Origin of the sequence: Oceanospirillum beijerinckii DSM 7166 (assembly GCF_000422425.1) — a bacterium.
In the GTDB taxonomy this organism is placed as follows: Bacteria; Pseudomonadota; Gammaproteobacteria; order Pseudomonadales; family Halomonadaceae; genus Oceanospirillum; species Oceanospirillum beijerinckii.
Genome location: NZ_AULT01000042.1, coordinates 1 through 19,272, shown reverse-complemented (window position 1 = coordinate 19,272; position 19,272 = coordinate 1). Strand labels below are relative to the sequence as shown.

At 47.0% G+C, this 19,272-nt stretch carries 16 protein-coding genes and 1 pseudogene; 11 read left to right on the top strand and 6 right to left on the bottom strand.

Features of this window, described 5'->3' with window-relative positions; genetic code table 11:
- Positions 1-332 precede the first annotated feature (332 nt).
- Together H579_RS0112900 and kwaB are read left to right on the top strand one after the other, a co-directional pair.
- The gene (locus tag H579_RS0112900; RefSeq protein WP_028301029.1) at positions 333-1,130 is read left to right on the top strand and encodes a substrate-binding periplasmic protein; all 798 of its coding nucleotides are present in this window, start codon (positions 333-335) and stop codon (positions 1,128-1,130) included.
- Positions 1,131-1,488: 358 nt separating this feature from the next.
- Positions 1,489-2,442, top strand: a complete 954-nt coding sequence (kwaB, locus tag H579_RS0112895; RefSeq protein ID WP_028301028.1) for an anti-phage protein KwaB — start codon at positions 1,489-1,491, stop codon at positions 2,440-2,442.
- Positions 2,443-2,475: 33 nt separating this feature from the next.
- Here kwaB and H579_RS0112890 read toward each other — a convergent pair whose 3' ends face one another.
- Complete coding sequence (locus tag H579_RS0112890) at positions 2,476-3,333, bottom strand: LysR family transcriptional regulator (RefSeq protein ID WP_028301027.1); 858 nt, start codon at positions 3,331-3,333, stop codon at positions 2,476-2,478.
- Between the two features lie 138 nt (positions 3,334-3,471).
- Here H579_RS0112890 and H579_RS25540 point away from each other — a divergent pair, with 138 nt between their 5' ends.
- The 5 genes from H579_RS25540 to H579_RS0112865 all read left to right on the top strand — a co-directional run bounded on the left by H579_RS25540 (position 3,472) and on the right by H579_RS0112865 (position 9,055).
- Positions 3,472-4,410 (top strand): MFS transporter, encoded by a 939-nt coding sequence (locus H579_RS25540; protein ID WP_051227599.1) that lies wholly within the window; start codon positions 3,472-3,474, stop codon positions 4,408-4,410.
- A complete protein-coding gene (locus tag H579_RS27925) occupies positions 4,407-4,781 on the top strand; it encodes a hypothetical protein (protein WP_051227598.1) in 375 nt (124 codons plus the stop codon). The genes H579_RS25540 and H579_RS27925 overlap by 4 nt, the downstream gene beginning before the upstream one ends.
- 462 nt (positions 4,782-5,243) lie before the next feature.
- Positions 5,244-7,202, top strand: a complete 1,959-nt coding sequence (locus H579_RS29995) for an acetylornithine transaminase (protein ID WP_084624105.1) — start codon at positions 5,244-5,246, stop codon at positions 7,200-7,202.
- 156 nt (positions 7,203-7,358) lie between these two features.
- Complete coding sequence (locus H579_RS25530) at positions 7,359-8,027, top strand: DNA-3-methyladenine glycosylase I (protein WP_051227597.1); 669 nt, start codon at positions 7,359-7,361, stop codon at positions 8,025-8,027.
- 212 nt (positions 8,028-8,239) lie between these two features.
- Positions 8,240-9,055, top strand: a complete 816-nt coding sequence (locus H579_RS0112865) for a substrate-binding periplasmic protein (protein WP_028301026.1) — start codon at positions 8,240-8,242, stop codon at positions 9,053-9,055.
- Positions 9,056-9,227: 172 nt separating this feature from the next.
- Here H579_RS0112865 and H579_RS0112855 read toward each other — a convergent pair whose 3' ends face one another.
- From H579_RS0112855 to H579_RS25525, 4 genes are all read right to left on the bottom strand, one after another.
- Positions 9,228-10,304, bottom strand: a complete 1,077-nt coding sequence (locus tag H579_RS0112855; protein WP_028301025.1) for a DUF418 domain-containing protein — start codon at positions 10,302-10,304, stop codon at positions 9,228-9,230.
- A 103-nt stretch (positions 10,305-10,407) separates the two neighbouring features.
- On the bottom strand, positions 10,408-11,718 hold the full coding sequence (locus tag H579_RS0112850; RefSeq protein WP_157834619.1) for a sensor histidine kinase: 1,311 nt from the start codon (positions 11,716-11,718) through the stop codon (positions 10,408-10,410).
- 51 nt (positions 11,719-11,769) lie between these two features.
- Positions 11,770-12,453: a response regulator transcription factor gene (locus H579_RS0112845; RefSeq protein WP_028301023.1), complete on the bottom strand. Its 684-nt coding sequence runs from the start codon at positions 12,451-12,453 to the stop codon at positions 11,770-11,772.
- A 313-nt stretch (positions 12,454-12,766) separates the two neighbouring features.
- A complete protein-coding gene (locus H579_RS25525; RefSeq protein ID WP_157834618.1) occupies positions 12,767-13,456 on the bottom strand; it encodes a hypothetical protein in 690 nt (229 codons plus the stop codon).
- 235 nt (positions 13,457-13,691) lie between these two features.
- On the opposite strand from H579_RS25525, the gene H579_RS0112835 reads away from it, so the two are divergent.
- From H579_RS0112835 to H579_RS0112820, 3 genes are all read left to right on the top strand, one after another.
- The gene (locus tag H579_RS0112835) at positions 13,692-15,143 is read left to right on the top strand and encodes an amidase (RefSeq protein WP_028301022.1); all 1,452 of its coding nucleotides are present in this window, start codon (positions 13,692-13,694) and stop codon (positions 15,141-15,143) included.
- Between the two features lie 65 nt (positions 15,144-15,208).
- Complete coding sequence (locus H579_RS0112830; protein WP_036566271.1) at positions 15,209-16,192, top strand: C45 family autoproteolytic acyltransferase/hydrolase; 984 nt, start codon at positions 15,209-15,211, stop codon at positions 16,190-16,192.
- Between the two features lie 214 nt (positions 16,193-16,406).
- Positions 16,407-17,861 carry an ATP-binding protein gene (locus H579_RS0112820; RefSeq protein ID WP_028301020.1) on the top strand — a complete coding sequence of 485 codons (1,455 nt, stop codon included), beginning with the start codon at positions 16,407-16,409 and terminating at the stop codon, positions 17,859-17,861.
- Between the two features lie 333 nt (positions 17,862-18,194).
- Here H579_RS0112820 and H579_RS0112815 read toward each other — a convergent pair whose 3' ends face one another.
- Positions 18,195-18,491 carry a hypothetical protein gene (locus H579_RS0112815; protein ID WP_028301019.1) on the bottom strand — a complete coding sequence of 99 codons (297 nt, stop codon included), beginning with the start codon at positions 18,489-18,491 and terminating at the stop codon, positions 18,195-18,197.
- Positions 18,492-19,080: 589 nt separating this feature from the next.
- Here H579_RS0112815 and H579_RS29465 point away from each other — a divergent pair.
- Positions 19,081-19,272: pseudogene (locus H579_RS29465) on the top strand (IS4-like element ISCku4 family transposase); the annotation flags it as partial.

Here is a 19,272-nt window from a genome sequence, read left to right as displayed (position 1 = left end):
AGACGATCAACTTAGCCATTGTCTAAAGGGCTTTTTTGAGAGTTTCTTGCTGATCTCAGTATTATCGACAATATACCTGTTTATAAGATTAACTCCCCTGCCTGCTATTCTAAGTACCCGAACATAAATATTCCGATATTTTCAGGCCGAAACGGCCGGAAAATAAGAGGTTTATGTAGGGAAAAGTACTGTATGCCTACTTACCTGTTATAGGATTAACCTTTGTTTTTAAGTGGTCTTTAACGACATTTGTTGACTTGCTTGTTACTTATAAAAATGTAATAAGTAGTCGGGCTTTTATGGACACTGAGTTTTATCAAAGGGAAAAAAGAATGTTAAAACGACTGCTGACAGGGTTTGTCTTGGCTGGCTTATTAACATCACTACCGATATTGGCTGATGAACGTGATAATAAACGGGTGATAACGGTTACATATGCTAATCAATGGAAGCCTTATTCTTATGGGAATAAAGAGGGGCAGGCCAAAGGTATTCTGGTTGATATCGTCGACTTTATTCTTCATCAAAAGATGGGTTTTACCGTTCAGCATATCCCTCTGCCTTGGGAAAGAGCACAAAATATGGTGCGTAATGGCAGTTATGATGCTCTGATCACGGCTCCTACGGCTGAACGTCAGTTCTACTTCAAGCGCACGAACAGCACCTTGTATCGTTTGCAATGGCGGGCCTATCTTTCCACTCAATCTAGCAACTATCAACGGTTAAAAGGCGCTGATAACCCGTTAACTATACGTGATGTGAGTTGCGTCAGTTTATTGGGTGACCGTACCAGTGAAAGCCTGTATCGACGTTTTAATCTGGATTGTCAGTCGGTAAAAGATCTGCCGCTTGCGTTGAAAATGATGCAGATGGGGAGAGTAGATCTATTTGTGCACTCCAAAGCTATTGTGGATCAACGCATGATGTCCCAGAACTATATGGGGCTGATAGAAGAGCACCCTATGGTATTGAAAAAGGTTCCCTTTGTGCTAATGGTCAGTAAATACTCTCCGTATGCGGATCAGTTGACTGACGCAGTAGATCGTATGGTGATGGATATGGCTGCGACAGGTGAATATGAGCGTTTTCTATCCAAACTGAGTCAAGATCAGGCTGCGGAGTCAGATTAAGCCATTTTTGACGATATGCCGTCCATAGTATTTGGCTTAACGACTTGTTTAAAGCTCAGAGCCTGGCTTTTGCTGAAAAGCGGATATTCTACCGATACGCCCCGAGTATACCATCTGACAGAGTCAGGTTGTGCTGGCGCATTTCGTCTTGATAGGTAAAATACGCCTCCCCGGAAAACCAACGCTCTTACATCAACCAAGACTGTCGGTATTTTCCAAAAAGTTGATATACCCTGAACAAAAGTATTTTTTCTGTTTACTCGCCTATGATGGGTGAGCAATTGTCGTATTTGTAAAATACGACAGCACATTGAGCAACTTTTGTTTGGGCATCTATTTTTGTGAGGAAGGTCATTTAGTGAATAGCCAAGAAGTAAAAGACGCACTTAAGCAGTTAGTGGATCGCAGCACAGGGATTCGGGTGTATTTTGTCGATGAAGAGGGCGAAATCAAAGACTCTGGTCTGGATAGCAGCGGCCTGAATGATTGCAAAAAAGAGTTCTGCGCTTCTTTGGAACAGAAGTATATCGACAATGAAGGTTTTACTGCGCCTTTGCTGTCTGATCACGATGAACGCAAACATGCGCTGTATCAGTTTGATTTTGATGATCAGCCAAGCGAATTTTCAGTGCTGGCTGAGGCGATGGAGTTAGCCAAAGAAGGTGAGCTGGATACTTTCCAGGTTGCGGATAATAAGCTGTCTTCGATCAAAGCTATTATTCTGATGCTGGAAGATGCGAACGGCGTTCTGGCCGGGTTCTACCAACATGTTTACAGTGTATCTCTGCTGAATGCAGATCGTGGCATGCTCAATCTGACCGCCCACGAAACCCGCATTATCAAACTGGATCAGGATGTGCTGAAGATTGGGCCTAACTTTGTCTTTATGCAGCTGGGCGAAAATATCCTGATCGAGAATGTTAAGGCCCTGGAGTCTCAGCTTAACTTCAAGAAAATCATCCATGAAAAAGCCAGTCGTTGCACAGAGCAACTGCAAGAGATGGGGCTGGTTGATGGTCTGGAGAAGTTTGCCGGTAAGGTTGCGGAAGAAACCGGCTTTGCCCGTAAGTTTGTGAAAGTTTTTAATGAGTCGGCTGTGATTGAGGCGGGTGTAACCAATGAGCAGTTGATTGAGTATGCCAAAAGCAAAGATTACTACTCCGGTGCTTTGGCTTACAGCGAAGACGGCGACAAATTTAAACTGGATAACGCTAAAAAGTGCCGTGCTTTCCTGGAGCTGCTGGATGATGATCTGCTGACCTCCAGCCTGACAGGCCGCGATTATATCGCCCGTAATAAAGACAGAATCTAAGCTATCTGTTAATGCAGAGTGATCTGTTAGCAGTTAATGCAGTAAGCCATCCCGGGCACTTTCTCTAATGGTGTTGGCCAGTCTCTGGGTGGCTTCGTTAACCTGCTCTGCCACAAACAGCGTGGTATTGGTTTTAGGCAGTTTGGGCAGACTTGATTCAATCACCATCATATCCGGCTCTACTGTTGAGCGCGGCAGCACTCCGACACCAATCCCAGCTCTGACCGCAGATAGAATACCGGCACGGCTTTGGCTGCCAAAAGCGATTCGGTAGTCCATTCCTGCTGCTTTCAATGTGCTTTGGGCGCATTCTCTGTGGTAACACCCCTCAGGGAAAACGGCCAGTGGTAACGGTATGCGCTGTGTCACCGGATGAACCTGAGAGCAGACCCACACCAGCTCATCATGAGTGAGGCGTTCGCCACCTTCTGATTGTGCGGGCATCTCGATCAGAATGATATCCAGCTTGCCATCGCGCAGCATATCGATCAGTACCTGGGGCCTGTGATCGCTGAATACTTCCAGATTGGCTTCGGGATAGGATTGCACAAAGGCTTCCAGTATCGGAGTCAGTACCCGAGTGGCGTATTGATCATGGGTGCCCAATCGTACGGTGCCTTTGACGGTGCCGTGCTGGTAATTACCGACAATCTGATCATGCAAACTGATTAATTGGCGGGCATCTTCTTCCAGCTTTTTTCCCGCAGCCGTTAAGCGTACACCGTATTGTCCCCGTTCCAGTAAGGTGGCATCCAAGCACTCTTCCAGTCGATTTAACTGCATACTGATCGTTGATGGCGCTTTATGCAGAAGTTGCGCTGTTTGCGTCAGATTCAATGTGCGGGCTGCTGTAACAAAGGTTCTTAACAGAGTAATCGGAAGGTCTTTCATTGTTATGTTCAATTTTATTGAATGTAGAAATCAATATTTATCGATATGTTGAAGTTGATCAAGTGAAATAAGATGCTGATCAAAGCGATCAGGTAAACGTATCAGATCTTATTACCAACATTTTGCAGAGTATTTATTATGCCGATGGCATTTATTTTGGCCGCGAATCAGGTGGTTAGTCATGGATTCGGACTGTTTCTGTTTTCTGCGCTGTTCCCGCTGATGCGCGAGCCCTTGGGCTTAAATCATTGGTATCTGACGACGGCGGGTATTACGACTCAGGTCGCTTATCTGGCCGGTGCTCTAAGTGTTGGTTTTTTGGGGCGTTGGGTCCCGGCTGAAAAACTGGTGCTGATCACGGGAGGGGCTGCAGGCCTGTTGTTACTGTCACTTTTTGTCTTCTCCGATCCCTACATCATGATAGGCGTACTCTTTGGCCTGGTGTTTAGTGCTGCAGTGAGCTGGAGTGCTATTGTCGGTTTAATCAGCCGCTTTGCCCCCCCGGAAAGTGCCGCCAGTCGATTGACGCTGGCAAGCAGTGGTACGGCCTGGGGTTATGGTATCAACGGTTTGATTTTGTTGTGGTGGGTACCGGTATTTGGCTGGCAATCGGTTTGGGCTCTTGTTGCTGTTGTTGCCTGTATCGTGTGGCTGGTGACTTTGAGTATGGTGTTGAGGTTGGTACGAGAGCAGTTAGCAGAGGGTGAACAGCAGGGACTGGACTTTCACGCTCTTTCGTCAGGCCTGCCTGAAAATACTGTACAAGATGGCTCTCATGGTACTTCTCATCCATCCCGGAGTACCGGACATCAACTAAAAGAAGAGGCGCTGGTGGCTTTGACAACCCGTCAGCTACTTATGGCCAGTTTTACCGAGCAAAGGGCCTTTTTCAGCGGCCTGATCTATTTTCTGGTTGGGATGATCTGTATGACCTTTACAGGTTGGCTCAATACATATCTGGATGAGTTAGAGCCTATGTCATCTCTGGCAGGCTCAACCTGGTCCGTAATCGGTATAAGTGGCATGGCGTGTGGCTTATTAATTGGACGTTTAGCGGACAAAAAGGCCACGATGTGACTTTGTTGCTGATGGCCTCTGGCTTTTCTGTAGGTTTAGCAGCCTTTAGTTTTGATCCTTTGAGTTATGCCTTTTTAGCCGGAGCAGGTTATGGGTTGATGTACTTCCCTGTCTGGGGTGTGCTTTCTTCCTGGTTGTCTCAACGTTACTCACCCATTGCGACCATGCAGCTAAGTGGCATTGGTATGGTGGCTTCTGCAATAGGCGGGAGTTTGGGGAATGTGCTGGCAGGACAGATTCTGAATCAAACCGGATCACTGGCTCTGATGTATGATCTTCTGGCTGTTGCCGGAGTTCTGTTGGTGCTGATTACAGCAGTCATTTATTGGCGGGGGAGAAGTCCATCTGTTGTCAGTGTTGAGCCCTGTTGAGTGTTGAAGGGGGAGTGTTGAAGGTTGAAGGAGGAGAGAAAACACCCCTAAAATAGCCTGATATCTTTCAGGCTATTGATAGCCTAAGTCCGGCACGCTGATGGAAAGTTGAGCTTGACGGTCCATCTTGTTGGCTCCATACTCCCGCGCTATGAATACTTTCACCAATGCCCAAAACACGGCTTGCTTCATTGCACATACACTGCGACGCCGTGTATCGAATGCCTGTGCCTGTCTGGGTGTTGGATCTCGACGACGTTGATAAAACACAATTAACGCGTACCAAAACCAGAAAGCCGCAGGTTAGATCCTGCGGCTTTTTTTGTGCCTGCAGGATGCCGGGCTGATCAAAAATCCCCTGTAACCCTCTTTCAGAGCGCTTGTTAGCCAGAGGCTGCGTATTGCAAAAAGAATCGGGTTATCCAGGGCTCTTTATAAAGTGATTAATAAAGGAATATCACGATGCAAAGCACATCTCAGCTGTCCAGTCAGCCAGCCAACATCCACAAGACAGACACACAGAAGGCCGGTGTTCAGAAAAACTGTGCACAAAAAATCGGTACACAGAAAAAACATCTGATACCGATTACGCCTCGGCCTGACTTCGCCATGGTCCGTGGTGAAGGTCATTATCTGTATGACGATCAGGGCAAAGCCTATCTGGATCTGATACAGGGCTGGGCGGTGAATACTCTGGGCCATAGTCCTCAGATTATTCAGCAAACACTCGCTGAACAAGCGGGTTTGTTAGTGAATCCAGGTCCGGCGTTTTATAACCAGCCGATGTTGAGTCTGGCACAAAAGCTGTGTGAAAACTCGGTGTTTGATCAGGTGTTTTTTGCCAACAGCGGTGCGGAAGCTAACGAAGGGGCGATTAAGCTGGCGCGGAAGTGGGGGCAGAAGCACAAGCAAGGTGCGTTCAATATTATTACCTTTAATCACGCTTTTCATGGTCGGACGCTGGCTACCATGTCGGCATGCGGTAAAGCGGCATTTGAGTCTCTGTTTGAACCCAAGGTCAGTGGCTTTACTAAGGTGGATTACAATGATCTAATCGCCACAGAGCAAGCCATTAACCCCAATACCGTCGCTATTATGCTGGAGCTGGTGCAGGGAGAAGGCGGTGTAATTCCCGCTGATCCTGAGTTTATTAAAGGACTGGAGCAACTGTGTCATCAGCATAATCTGTTATTGATTGTTGATGAGGTACAGACAGGGATTGGCCGGACAGGCAGTTTGTTTGCTTATCAGCATTACGGTATCAAACCTCATATGATGACCTTGGGTAAGGGATTGGGTGGCGGTGTGCCGATCTCGGCTTTGCTGGTTGATGAATCAGTCAGTTGTTTTGATTACGGTGATCAAGGCGGTACTTATAACGGTAATCCGCTGATGTGTGCGGTATCTGATGCTGTTCTTTCCGAAGTGTTAAAACCTGAATTTTTGGATCAGATGAACACCAGCAGCGACTATCTAAAGCAATCTCTGGAACAGCTATCTGCAGAATTTGGTCTGGGGACTGTTCGGGGTAAAGGCTTGTTGCTGGCATTGGATACAGGATCTGTATCTGCCCCGGATATTGTCGCTAAGGCGTTAGAGCACGGTTTGCTATTGAATGCGCCAAGGCCCGATACCCTGCGTTTTATGCCTGCGCTGACGTTCGGTCAAAAAGAGATTGATAAGGCGATGAGCATTTTAAAACGGGTGCTATCTCAAGTGCTCAATCAGACTCCGGCCGCCGGTCTACAAGCCTATGAGCCACAAGCTATTGATCTGAAAACAACTGACTTACATCCGGAAGATCTGGAGCCCTTTCTGGCGGTAAGCAAGGATATCGACTGGCAACAACCGGAAATCCTACAGTTGGCCAAGCAACTGGCTGAAGGTACAGATAATAAAACTGAGATCGCTAAAAAATGCTTTGAGTATGTACGAGACCAGATTAAACACAGCTGGGATTTTCAGTTAAACCCCGTCACCTGCAAAGCCTCGGATGTGCTTAAGCACGGTACAGGCTATTGTTACGCCAAAAGTCATCTCTTAGCCGCTTTGTTGCGTGCGAATGCTATTCCTGCCGGATTGTGTTATCAGCGTCTGACCATTTCCCATCAACAGCCTCCGTTTTGTTTGCATGGTTTAAATGCTGTCTACCTTGAGCAATGCGGCTGGTATCGGCTGGATGCCCGAGGTAACCGGGTAGAGCAATTAGATCTGGGCAAAGAAGGCGTTGATGCCCAGTTTTGTCCGCCCAAAGAGCAACTGGCTTACTCGATTGTTACGGAAGGAGAAGCCGATCTGCCGGGCGTTTATCCAGAGCCTCTACCTCAGGTTATTTATGCTCTGGAGACTTACGACACGGTGCAAATGGTGGCGGAGAATCTGCCTGATATTGAGTTAGCTGAGGCTGGCTTTGAGGAGTAGCGTTTAACCATCAGATTTTTTATGCAGGATCTGTAATGGTTCCTGCATACTTTGCCCCTTCCTTCTGATTGTATATATGGTATGGCTGTTTTTATATACAGTGTCGCTGTGTTAGGCTTGCACTTAATCACTCATACGCAGAAAAGGGAAGTAAAGATGGCTAACGAGAATGCTGAAAACAAGGCAGAAGAGAAAACAGGCCTATTAACGGGCCCGGATCAGCAGTGCCGCTGTTGGTGGTGTGGCGAAGATGATGAACTCTATCGACACTACCACGACAACGAATGGGGCATGCCAGTTACCGATGATATTCGTTTATTTGAAAAGATCTGTTTGGAAGGTTTTCAGTCGGGCCTAAGCTGGATCACTATTCTGCGCAAACGGGAAAACTTTCGTTCGGCATTTGCTGGTTTTGATTTTCACCAAGTAGCCCAGTTTGATGAGTCAGACGTTGATCGTTTGCTGCAAGATGCAGGCATTATCCGCCATAAAGGCAAGATCAGCGCGACGATTAATAATGCTGCTCGTGCGATTGAGATGCAGCAGGAGTTTGGTTCTTTAGCCGCTTACTTCTGGCACTACGAGCCAAGTGCTGAACAGCGTCCTGATAAAATGGATTACAGCACTTTAAGCAAGCTCGGTCAGACCGAGATCTCCCAGCAGATGAGTAAAGATTTGAAAAAACGGGGTTGGAAGTTTGTTGGCCCGACCACCTGTTATGCCTTTATGCAGGCGATGGGGATGGTTAATGACCATCTTGAAGGCTGCTTTATGCGTGAGAAGTGTTTAACCGCCAGGGCTAATACGGATATCCCAAGTTTGTAAGCTTTAAACAAAGTCTGCAGATAAAGGTTTTTGGCCTGCTTCCTCTATCCCTACCAACTGATTTATTAGCCTTATCTTGTTGATCAAGATGGGGCTTTTTCAATTCATCGATCTTATCACGGTGAATTTTTCACAGAGTTTGTTGTTAAAAATCTCACATAAGCCTGTTAATCTTCACTAACATTGGATTAAGAACCTAAAAAGGAAGGCATATGTTGTCTTTATCTAATCCTCTGTTATTTCAAACCGCCTCAAGATGCCTCATTTGTACTCTGGCTCTGTTTAGTCATCTCAGCTTTGCAGATAACCGTAGTGACTTTCGAGAAGATTCCACGCTGGTGTTCGCATCAGATCCTTATTGCCCCTACATTTGTGATAAGAGTGCAAAACACCCCGGATTTTTTGTTGAGTTTGCCAGAATGGCTCTGGAACCTCTGGGTCTTCGGATCGAGTACGAATTAAAGCCTTGGAAGCGGGTATTAGCGGAAGCACGTTCAGGAGCTATTGATGGCGTGATGACTCTGAGTCGAGAAGATGGTGGCGGCTTGTTATTACCTGAAAAACCTATCTTAACCACCTGCCAATCTGTCGTGACTTCAAAAAAGAGTAATTATCACTGGACTGATGCTGAATCTCTGGCAGGGCGATCTATGGCTCTGGTCGCCGGTTATACCTATGACGGCCCGGTAAGAGAGTGGTTACTAGCCAATCAGGAATCTAAAGATATTCATCATATCCACGGCGCTAAGGCCCTTGAGGAGATTTTAGGATTGATTGCCAAGGATAAGCTTGAGATGACCATTTCGGACTGTAATGTTGCCGCATCAACCGCTATGGCTATTGGTTATCCCAATACATTTCAGTATTTTCTCACAGGCTACCGAGTTGAGATGCATATAGGCATGTATCAAAACCATCCCGATGCAGAGATTATTGTTAAAACCTTAGATGAGGCGGTGGCAAAAATGCGTAGTGATGGGCGCTTCCAGCAATTAGCAGAACGGTACGGGATTCAAAACGTTAACTAATTTGCTTCAGGTAGGATGGTAAGTAGGCATACAGTACTTTTCACTAATCGTTAGGCCTGATTCCCGCCCTTGGTTATAGCGGGTCATCATCACCAAACCATCGTTAACCACAACATCGGTCAGGGCCAGCATGCCAAAAAAGGAGTCGATCAGACCAACTGACTAGCAAACGCTAGCCTGTTAACCGACGCATCAGGGCTTCCAGCGGACCACGTTTAAAATAGCGCCCCCAAATGCAGGCGTAGAGCATTGCGAACAGGCAAAACAGCACAGCGGCAGAAAATGCGACAACAACGGATTCATTACCGATATAACCCAGCTCTTCCAGCACAGCCATACCAATAAAAATATGAGCGAGATAAAGAGTGAGGGTTTGACGACCCGCTGGGGTAAACCAAGCCAGTAAGTTGCGATCCAATAGAGAGACTCGGGACATATAGCGACTTAACAAGAGACATAAACCGATGACAAAAGAAGCGGAGCCGAGACCCGTCAGCATATAAAGCGGCATAGGCGGCAGAGCTTCTGTGGTGGCTAACAAAGCCAGTTCAGGATCAATCTCGGCCAGCTCTGGTTGCAGTAGAGCGCTGGCAACCTCCGCTTCGAGAACGGCAATCCCGCCCAACAACATCAGCAAGCACTGTGTTTTCTGTTTTGCCAGATCATAGCGACTTAATAAAACACCAAATAGCAGATAGCTCAGCCAGGGAATAACCGGGTGCCAGCCGTTAAAAAACAGATGCCGCACAAAACCTTCCAGGGTCCAAAAATCGCTGTAGCTATAATCACTCCAGTTCCACCCCTTGTCATAATCCAGGATAAAAAGAAGCAGTACACTCAGACAGTTCAGCAGCACAATAGCCAACACTAACCCAGCATTGCGCAAGGGCAGCAGCAAAGCACCAAACAGAAAGAACACGGCATAGTAGTGCAGAATATCCGCATCAAAGACCAGCAGGTTTAACAGACCAAGAAGGAATAAAAAGGCAGCACGCTTTAGTGTGATTACGGTAATGGTATTGAGCGAAGTTCTTAGCTGAGCCAGTCCTAAACCAATACCGGCTAACACAACAAAAGTGGCCGCAGCCCGCCCTTCCATTAAGGTAATAAGGCCGTCTAAAAAATGGGGATCGGTTGGGGCATCTCCGCTAACCACTAAGCGGAAGTTCACTAATACCATGCCGACAAAGGCGATAAAGCGGGCAAAGTCCAGTCCATCCAGACGGGATTGAGCAGCTGTAGAGGTCACAGCAGGTCTCCTCTCCTACTAAAAAATAGGTAAGCAACAGGTGATGTAATAGCCCATAGGCTAAGTGAGATACCATGTTGCCAGAACAGACCTTAAAGCCGTTTTAAGATGCCAGCAGAATAGTCACCTGCACCTGTCTGTCCTTGTGTTGAAAAGTGAAATCCCAGCCTGTTTTTTGGCAGATGCGCTGAACCAATTGCAGGCCTAACCCAAAACCAGGCTCACTGTTATCACATTCATCTTGTGCAGGATTACTGATTTGAAGGCTGTGCTGATCCAGTTGGATTGTGACTTCGCCATCGCCGCTATGCTGCAGAGCATTTCGCACTAGATTTGCTAATACAATGCTGAACAAAGGTGCTTCAATCTCAATGGACTCTACGGTGATGAGTGGTTTAATCTCCAGCTGCTTTTGGTGCAGCAGATATTGATGATCACTGACCAGCTGGGTACAAAGTGCCTTAACATCGACAACTTCTTTTGGGATGGTTTTATCCGACTCCCGTGCTAACCAGAGCAAAGTATCCGATAGTTGAATCATACGTTCACTGGCCTTTAATGCTCTCTGAATTGGGCGACGAGCAGGGCTATCAGCAGGTGCTTGTGAATTAGATGGTTTTGAATAAGACAGCTGCAGATTAACCGTATCCAGACTGGCTTGTATTACTGCCAAAGGCGTACGCAGCTCATGGCTGGCATGTTTGAGAAACTGCTGCTCTCTATCATTGGCTTCCCGCACTTGATCCACCCCCTGGCGTAACTGCTGAGCGATCTCATTTAATTCAGTGATCGGAAAATTAATATCGATGGCGTTATCCGGCTGTTGATTCAGCTGCTTTGACCAGTCGCTTAATAATTTCAACGGTTCCAGGGTTCGACGGATTAACCAAGCGATCACGATAAAGAGCACAGTCAATATCACCAGTGTCAGCAATAAAGACTGCCCGATTGCAGAGTTCAGTAACGGGGTGATAGCGGATTCGATCTCCTGCTCTGAGTGATGGCTGAGCAGATATAAACTGCCAAATTCATCGTTTTGGTAATGCAGCAGATAGAGATATTCAAATTCGCCCTTTTCTAGTTCTATCAGGGCTTCAACGGGTGTACCCAACAAGACCTCTTCATGGTTAAAGTATTGACGGAATGCTTCAGGAATCTCCTGCCAGTTGCGCCAGGCACTCAGCCTTTTACTGTTGGGCAATGGTGCTTCAGGCTTGGCTTTTGCTTCTTGTACAATAGCTTCCGCTTCCAAGCGCATCAGATTATCAGTGGTTATCTCAATAGCGTTGACGACAAAGCCAAATACCAGCGTCAAGCAGCCTAGTGTCATGGCTAAGCCGATCCAGGGTAGCTGCCGTCTTAAGGTTCGTGCCAATGGAATAGCGGTTTTGGCTGCACTTGTCCGTTTATTCACCCCTACATATTTTCCCGCATTCACCCTCTTTCATCCATTTGCTCATACTGGCTACTCTTCGCCTTCGGCTGCCGGTAGGGCTTTTAGATACAGTCCCTTGCCTACTTGGGTATGAATCAATGCCTGTTCAAATGGCTTATCCACTGCCTTGCGTAAGATATGCAGCTGGACGTTAAAGTTGCTGCTATCCACGCCATCTGGCCAAACCTGTTGTTCAATCTCCTTGCGTGATACCACCTCAGGACTTTTTCGGGCCAGTAATTCCAGCATTTTCCAACCGGTAGGGCTGAGTTTAAGCTCCTCCTGCTTCCGCACCACACGTTTCTCTTTTAGATACAGGGCTAGCGGGCCTATTTTAAGGCACTCTGAAGCAGGATTATTACGTCGATAGATGGCTTGTAAACGGGCCCATAGCAGAGGCATTGCGCAGGGTTTCGCGACATAGTCGTCAACCCCGGCCTGAAAACCTTCCAGTTGATCTGAATCTGTATCACAGGCAGTGAGCATAAGAACAGGCGTGTTATACCCCAGATCTCTTAATGTTCGGCAAACGCTAAAGCCATTCATCTTGGGTAGCATCAGATCCAGAATAATAATGTCAAAGTGATGATTTTTAGCCATCTCCAGACCCGCGTTGCCGCTATAAGCAAAGTCACACTCCACGCCCTGCAACATTAAATAATCCGCAATGGCTTCAGCTAATTCGATATCATCTTCAACAATCAACACCTGCATAACAGACCTTTGGGGTTGAGCTTTAGGACATTGTGCTTCAGCAACAACGAAAAACTGTCAGCTTACCGGAAGAGAGGTTAATGGTCCTTTAATATGAACGGGTTTTTCCGCACTTAGGCGAAATGTGTCATGAACAGGCAAAACAGAGATGAAGACCGTGGAGGGTTATCTCATGATGAATCACATCCATAGGTGTATCCGTATTTCCCTTATGCGTGCGGTATCCAATCTGGTTGGCTTGGCTCAATAAAAAGCCCTGCGAAGGCATCACTGTTATCTAAGTATGCCTCCGGCTGTGCCGGAGGCCATTTAACTAGTTCGTTTTCTCTTCTGCCCCATCACAGCCGATGACATTATTTTCCTGTTCTAAGGCTTCATCCTGAGAGAGGTCTCCAGCTCCGGCTTCTGGGATATCTGTCGGTCCGATCACTGTTTCAACCTCGGTTGGAAGGCCTGTGTCAGTGATATGGGATTCAGTCACCAGATCTGTATAAGGCGCAATGTTGGTTTCTGATATATAGGCTGCAGCGGTATTACCATAAGCATAAGGTTGAACAGCTATGGCCGGATCTATAGCAGGGTCAATAGCAGGTGCCGCCGCTGGTTGAAGCTCCGGGCTAATAGCAGCTTCAACATCAGCACTGGTTTCTACAGCGGCTGGAACCTCTACGGGTTCAAACTCCAGATCATTGCGGGTCCACCAGTATCTGAAGCCATTTTTGCGCATCCAATCCGAAACACTTTCCAGTGTTGACCATTCACGGCAATCGCCACGGGCGCTGTTCAGGCGTAACGGAAAGCCATCTGCATAAACCAATACCGCCCAGGCAAACGGTTTTTTACCGGTATCACCGAAACCACCGCCTTGCTTATTGCGATAGATACGATAGACCACCGCATACTCACCCAGGCGACCCTGAGCACGCACGATTGGCAGTTCTGCCTGAGTAATTACTCCAGTAATCTGCAAATAAGCCTCTAAGCTCTCATTATCAAACATCATGCACCATAGTGTTGATCTTTTTTTAAAATATTCATACATTATGGATCATGATGTAGCTAAACCTCAACTGGTTAGTGTGGCTGTCTGCAGACATTACCTGACCGAACAAGCACTTAGCTCAAGCTACATGGAACACTCGCAAGAGCCGAAAAATAATAATAAACACCGATACAACAGCTGTTTGTCAAAAACAGAACATGGTTGTTGCAGAGGTGGATACAATAAGGGATATCAAATGAACGTGATCAATAAAACGGCAATCGAACTGCTGGCAGATCTGCGTCATCGCCGAATAACGGCCACTGAGCTGCTGGAAGAAACCATCAAGCACGCCGAACACGTCTCCCAGGCCTACAACCCTTTTTCCATCAAACTGTATGATCGTGCCCGTGTGGCAGCGGCCAGAGCCGATGAGCTGTTAGCCAAAGGCCTGGGCGGTCGTTTGTGCGGCCTGCCGATTACGGTAAAGGACTCCCAATGGATGGCGGGTGTACCCAGCCCTAACGCATCCAAAACACAGATCGATTTTATTCCTGAAGAGAGCAGCGCTGCGGTACGTCGCCTGGAAGAAGCCGGTGCGGTAATTTTTGCCAAAACCACCTGCCCGGAATTTTGTCTGACCGGTACCACGTCTTCTGAGCTGAACGGTGTAACGACCAATCCCTGGAACGCAGAGCGTACCTGTGGTGGTTCTTCCGGTGGTGCCGGGGCCGCTGTAGCCGCCGGTGCAGGCACACTGTCACTGGGTGGTGATGGCGGTGGTTCTATCCGCATCCCCGCGGGTTTCTGCGGTATTGTCGGCTTTAAACCCTCTTTTAAAGCGGTACCAAGAGAGCCTTGCTTCCCATCCTGGAGCACCATTGTTTCCTACGGCCCTATGGCACGTAGTGTTGCCGATGCCCGTCTGATGTTCTCCGTGGTCGCCGCTAATAATAATGATAAGGCTTATGTTGATTCTCTGGCTGCTCACGCCCGGCATCCTATGACGCTGGCCGGTCAGAAGATTATCGTATCGGAAGACCTGGGTTTTGCTCCCATTGATGACGATGTACGTATGACCTTCCGTATGACCGTACGTATGCTGGAAGAAGCCGGTGCGGAAATTGCCTACGACCAACCCAACTTACCTTCATCTGTAATTGCCTGGGCTACCTCGGCGCACTATGACAGCTGGAGCTTCCAGAAAGAAAAACCTGCGCCACTGGAAGGTCTGGAAGCCAGCACCATAGAAACACTGCAGTTTGGTGCCAGTATGAAGGATCACGAATTCGAAGCGGCGGAAGAGCACCGTGAAGTGATTCATGCTGCTTATATGTCGATGTTTGAGCGTAATGGCTCCTCTTTCTTTCTAACTCCCACTCTGGGCATGGAAGCGTTTTCCCATACCCGTCGTTATCCGAAATATGTCGGCTCTACCAAGATCACTAACCCTTGGTTGGACTGGGTAACCTTCCTCTATGACGCCAACCTGACCGGTATGCCTGCCCTGGCTCAACCTATGGGGCTTGGCGATGAAGGTTTGCCACTGTCGATTCAATTATCCGGACCATTAGGTTCCGATGCCGCCATTCTGGATATCGCCGAACAGATCGAAAAGGTGATTGGCTGGGATAACAGCCCTAAAGACTCGATCAAAGAAGCTCAGCTACGTGCTCAGGCACAAGCTGAGGAGCAAGCCGCACAATAGCAGAATCATAATCAGGCAAGCGCAGTCCAGATAACTTAATCCGGTAACGGTAGGGATAAACGCCAGTGAAGTGTATCCAGTTTGATATCATTAACGAGCCTAAACCTGCGGATAAATTCCGTCAGCTCTTCCATAAGAACTGGCCCAGTTACCGGGCCTGGTATCTGGATGAAGGAGAAGCCGCTCGCCCAAGCTATCTGGAGTGTGTCTCGGCATTAAAACACTATATGCCCGAGTTGTACCCGCTGTATCAAGAGCTGGTTAAACTGCTGGATTGCGATGACCTACAGGCGCGTTTCTTAAGCCTTTACTGCCCACCGACCTTTTATTCCGCTTGCTCTCAGTTGATCTACAAGCGGGAAGAAACAGCGTTAATCCGTAACTATGATTTTCCCGCCTTTCTATGCGAAGGCACCATTATTAAGAGCCAATGGCTGGACAAGGAGATCATCGCCACAGCGGATTGTGTCTGGGGTGTGCTGGATGGCATTAACGACCAGGGCCTTAGCGTTTCTATCAATTACGGCGGTTGCCTCATAGAAGGCAAAGGCTTTGGTATCACTATTGTGATGCGTTATATCCTGGAGGTGTGCAGCACGGTGGAAGAAGCCATTGCGGTACTGAATCGCGTGCCTGTGCATCTGGATTACAACATCGCTTTGCTGGATATGGCTGGTAATCACGCCACTGTGTTTATCGCTCCGGATCGTGAACCCAATGTGACTCAGGCTACTATATCTACAAATCATCAGGGACCGGCGACCGTTGAAAAACCATTATTCCTGGAAGATACCCTAACCCGTTTGGATACCTTACAGCATCTATTGGGGTTCACTGAACTCACCTTGTCGTCTGCAGTCGGTGCATTTCTGCAACCGCCACTGTATCGACAACACGATATCTATGATTCCGGCACCTTATACACCGCTGTGTATAACCCAGAACATCGCTCTGCCCATTATGTCTGGCCCCACACCAGTCTGACCCTGAGCTTTGATCACTTTGAGGAGCAAGCCATCACCATTGAGTATGGCCCTCAATCTATTTGATTAAAGCATTTATAAAACAAGCGACCTTAAACAGCGCGATAAAAACCATTTAGAACATGGATGGTAAGCCGTTATGAAAACGCTCTACCAGATCCTGTTTTTAACACCGGGCCGCTTTATAAAAACCGTTTTATCTCAGCCCCTGCGATGGGTGCCCGTGAAACAAAAACAACAAATAGCCCGCACAGAGTACAAGAACTTAGAGGACGTCAATATGAGTAAGCAAGAACCGCTTCGCAGTTTGTCAGACATTTATCGTTTCTTCCGTAAAAACACAACACCGATCTATTTTGTCTCGCCCACCGCCTACAATATTCTGGGTTTGGGGCAGTGGATTCAGGGCTTTAAATATATCACTCACTTTGACTCCTTTGGCGGCGGCCATTTCCGCGTCACCAATCCAGCGCAGAACACCGAACGTGAATTCCAGTCCATGGAAGATATGGTCAACTATCTGCTCAGCCATAAAGAATCCGTTGAACTGTTTGAGCAAAATGGCGGCAAGGGCAAAATTCTTGCGGTGATGTTTGACGAGAAAACCGAAGAGATCGCCAAGCAACTGGGTGTTGAGATCGCGCTGCCTCCGGCCAGTCTAAGAAACCGTCTGGATTCCAAAATTGTCACCACCCAGCTGGCCAACGAAGCCGGAGTACCCAGCGTACCGAATCTGGTTGATGTAGAAGCCTCCAGCTTTGAAGAGCTAAGAGCACTGGCAGATGAGAAAAATCTGGGTGATCGCTTGGTCGTTCAAACCCCATACGGTGACTCCGGTAAAACCACTTTCTTTATCAACAATGCCGAAGACTGGGAGAAGAATGCTAAAAGCATTGTTGGTGAGAAGCTGAAGGTGATGAAGTATATCAATCACTTTCCTGGCACTGTTGAAGCAGTCGCCACCCGCTGTGGCACCATGGTAGGCCCACTGCAAACGGATATCACAGGTTATGCTAACCTGACCCCTTACAAAGGCGGTTGGTGTGGCAACGATATCTTCCCTGAGGTTCTGCAGGGAGAGAAGCGCGACAAGATTATCGAGATGGTAAAAGCTATGGGCGATAAGCTGTATGAAACCGGCTATCGTGGCACCTTCTGTTTTGACTATCTGGTGGACACCGACACCGATGAAGTTTATCTGGGCGAGATCAATCCGCGTATCAGTGGTGCCAGCCCGCTGACCAATCTGGTGACGTCAAAATATGGCGGTATCCCATTGATGTTGTTCCACCTGCTGGAATTTATGGATGTGGAGTTTGATATTGATATCAACGAGATCCAAAAACGTTGGTCAGACTTCGGCAGCTGGACTCAGCTGGTACTGAAACACACTACCGATGAGATCCGTATGATCACCAAAGCGCCGGAGTCCGGTATCTGGCGTATGCGTGATGATGGCGATATCGACTTTATGCGTAAGAGTATCGACTGGAACAACGTTGGTGATGAGCATGATGCCTTCTATCTGCGTGTCTACGGCGCAGGTGACTACAGCTATCTGGGTGCTGATATGGGTATTCTGGTGGCTCGTGGCCGTATGCAAACTGATGACCGTCAGCTGCTGCCGCGTGCAGAGCAGTGGGAAAAAGCGATCAATGCTCAGTTTGAATACAAGGCCCTGTCTGAACTGGAAGTGCCTTATATGCCAACGGATAGTGTACGCAAGATGATCTAACACTAAATAGCTATATACCTATTGCTTGATTTTGGTAATTAGAAATGGGTCTTTAGCGTTAAAAAGTCGCAGCATTAAGCCTGCGGCTTTTTATAATATGCTGAGCGACAATTGACACCTGGTGATAGAGAAGACTGGGCAGAGAGTGCGATAACTAATCATAAGATCTCCTTGATTGAAGGTGATATGAGTGGCCTAACCTTTGATGTCCTGACTATTCGATGCTTGGTTTTGTGGGGGCAAAACTAAGTATTTTGAGTTCAAATCGCTTATGGCTATATATGGCCAAGGCGATCTCCTTAAATCGTGTTAATAGCCGCTTTTTTTGTATGGTTACTGTCTTCTGAAAAATACATTATGTTTATCAAGCCTATGGTTAACAAACACATGTTGTATATTGTCAGTGTATAAAATATTGTTTGCCCAGATATCGAGCTGCTCTGCATCTGCGAGAACAAGCATATCCATGGCCCATTCAGGGACAGCGCCATATTTAGATAACAGTAGTTGGATAATGAGCTCAGCTTTGCCTTCTGTCTGTCCTTCCTCTTTGGCGGCATTCAATAAATGTTCTAGATTACTATCATTCATTGTATGAGGTTCATTAATGTTAATAGTTGATCTCTCCATTGCAAAATTCCTGGTTGCTTCTTATCTGGCTATAACGCTGTTATTTGTATTGTTTTTGGATATAGCAATTTAATTGAGTCGAGCCCAACATGATGAGATGTTCGCTCTCAAACATTGGGGCATTCTGTTAATGCGACATAGTCAGCAGAAAACCTGATCCTGACTCTCCAGTTAATTTAAGATAGCCAAGCTTCAGCGATTTATCTTTCGATTTAGAATTACTTGAATAGTTTATCGGATATTGATGAATCTTTAAAAGGTGTATTTTTTTACCTTGAACTCGTAGTGTAAAAAAATGTGCAATGACGGAAGAGCGTAGGTGTAATGAGGTGTAATATTGAGTGAGTAAAACGACTAATCGGCCTGATATTGAGTGTTTTTTGATCAACCAACCTGCTTTGAATGTAATACTTTGCGTAATAAACACTTTTTGGGGCAGTGTTTTGTATGAAAACTTTTTTGTAGTATTTTTGTACTGGACAGTGCGAAGTTCTCGATAGAGGAAGCATAAGCTTGACGCCTCTCTAGTTTATGGTCTGGACTTAAATTCACCACAAACCAAAGTCAGGCCAAAAACCAGGAGGCGACTATGAAATTATGGTGGGTGTGGTTTGCCGCTGTCCAGTCTTTAAAATCAGCTTGCTCAAGAAAACGAACATTCTTATGGTTATGCCTCGTTCTTATGGGCTTTACTGTCCGAGCCGATAACGCCGGTGTTTCCAGCTTTATTCGAGCACTATCTCTTAATCCCCGTCATTACCCCTCTCTTCTACACCTGTTT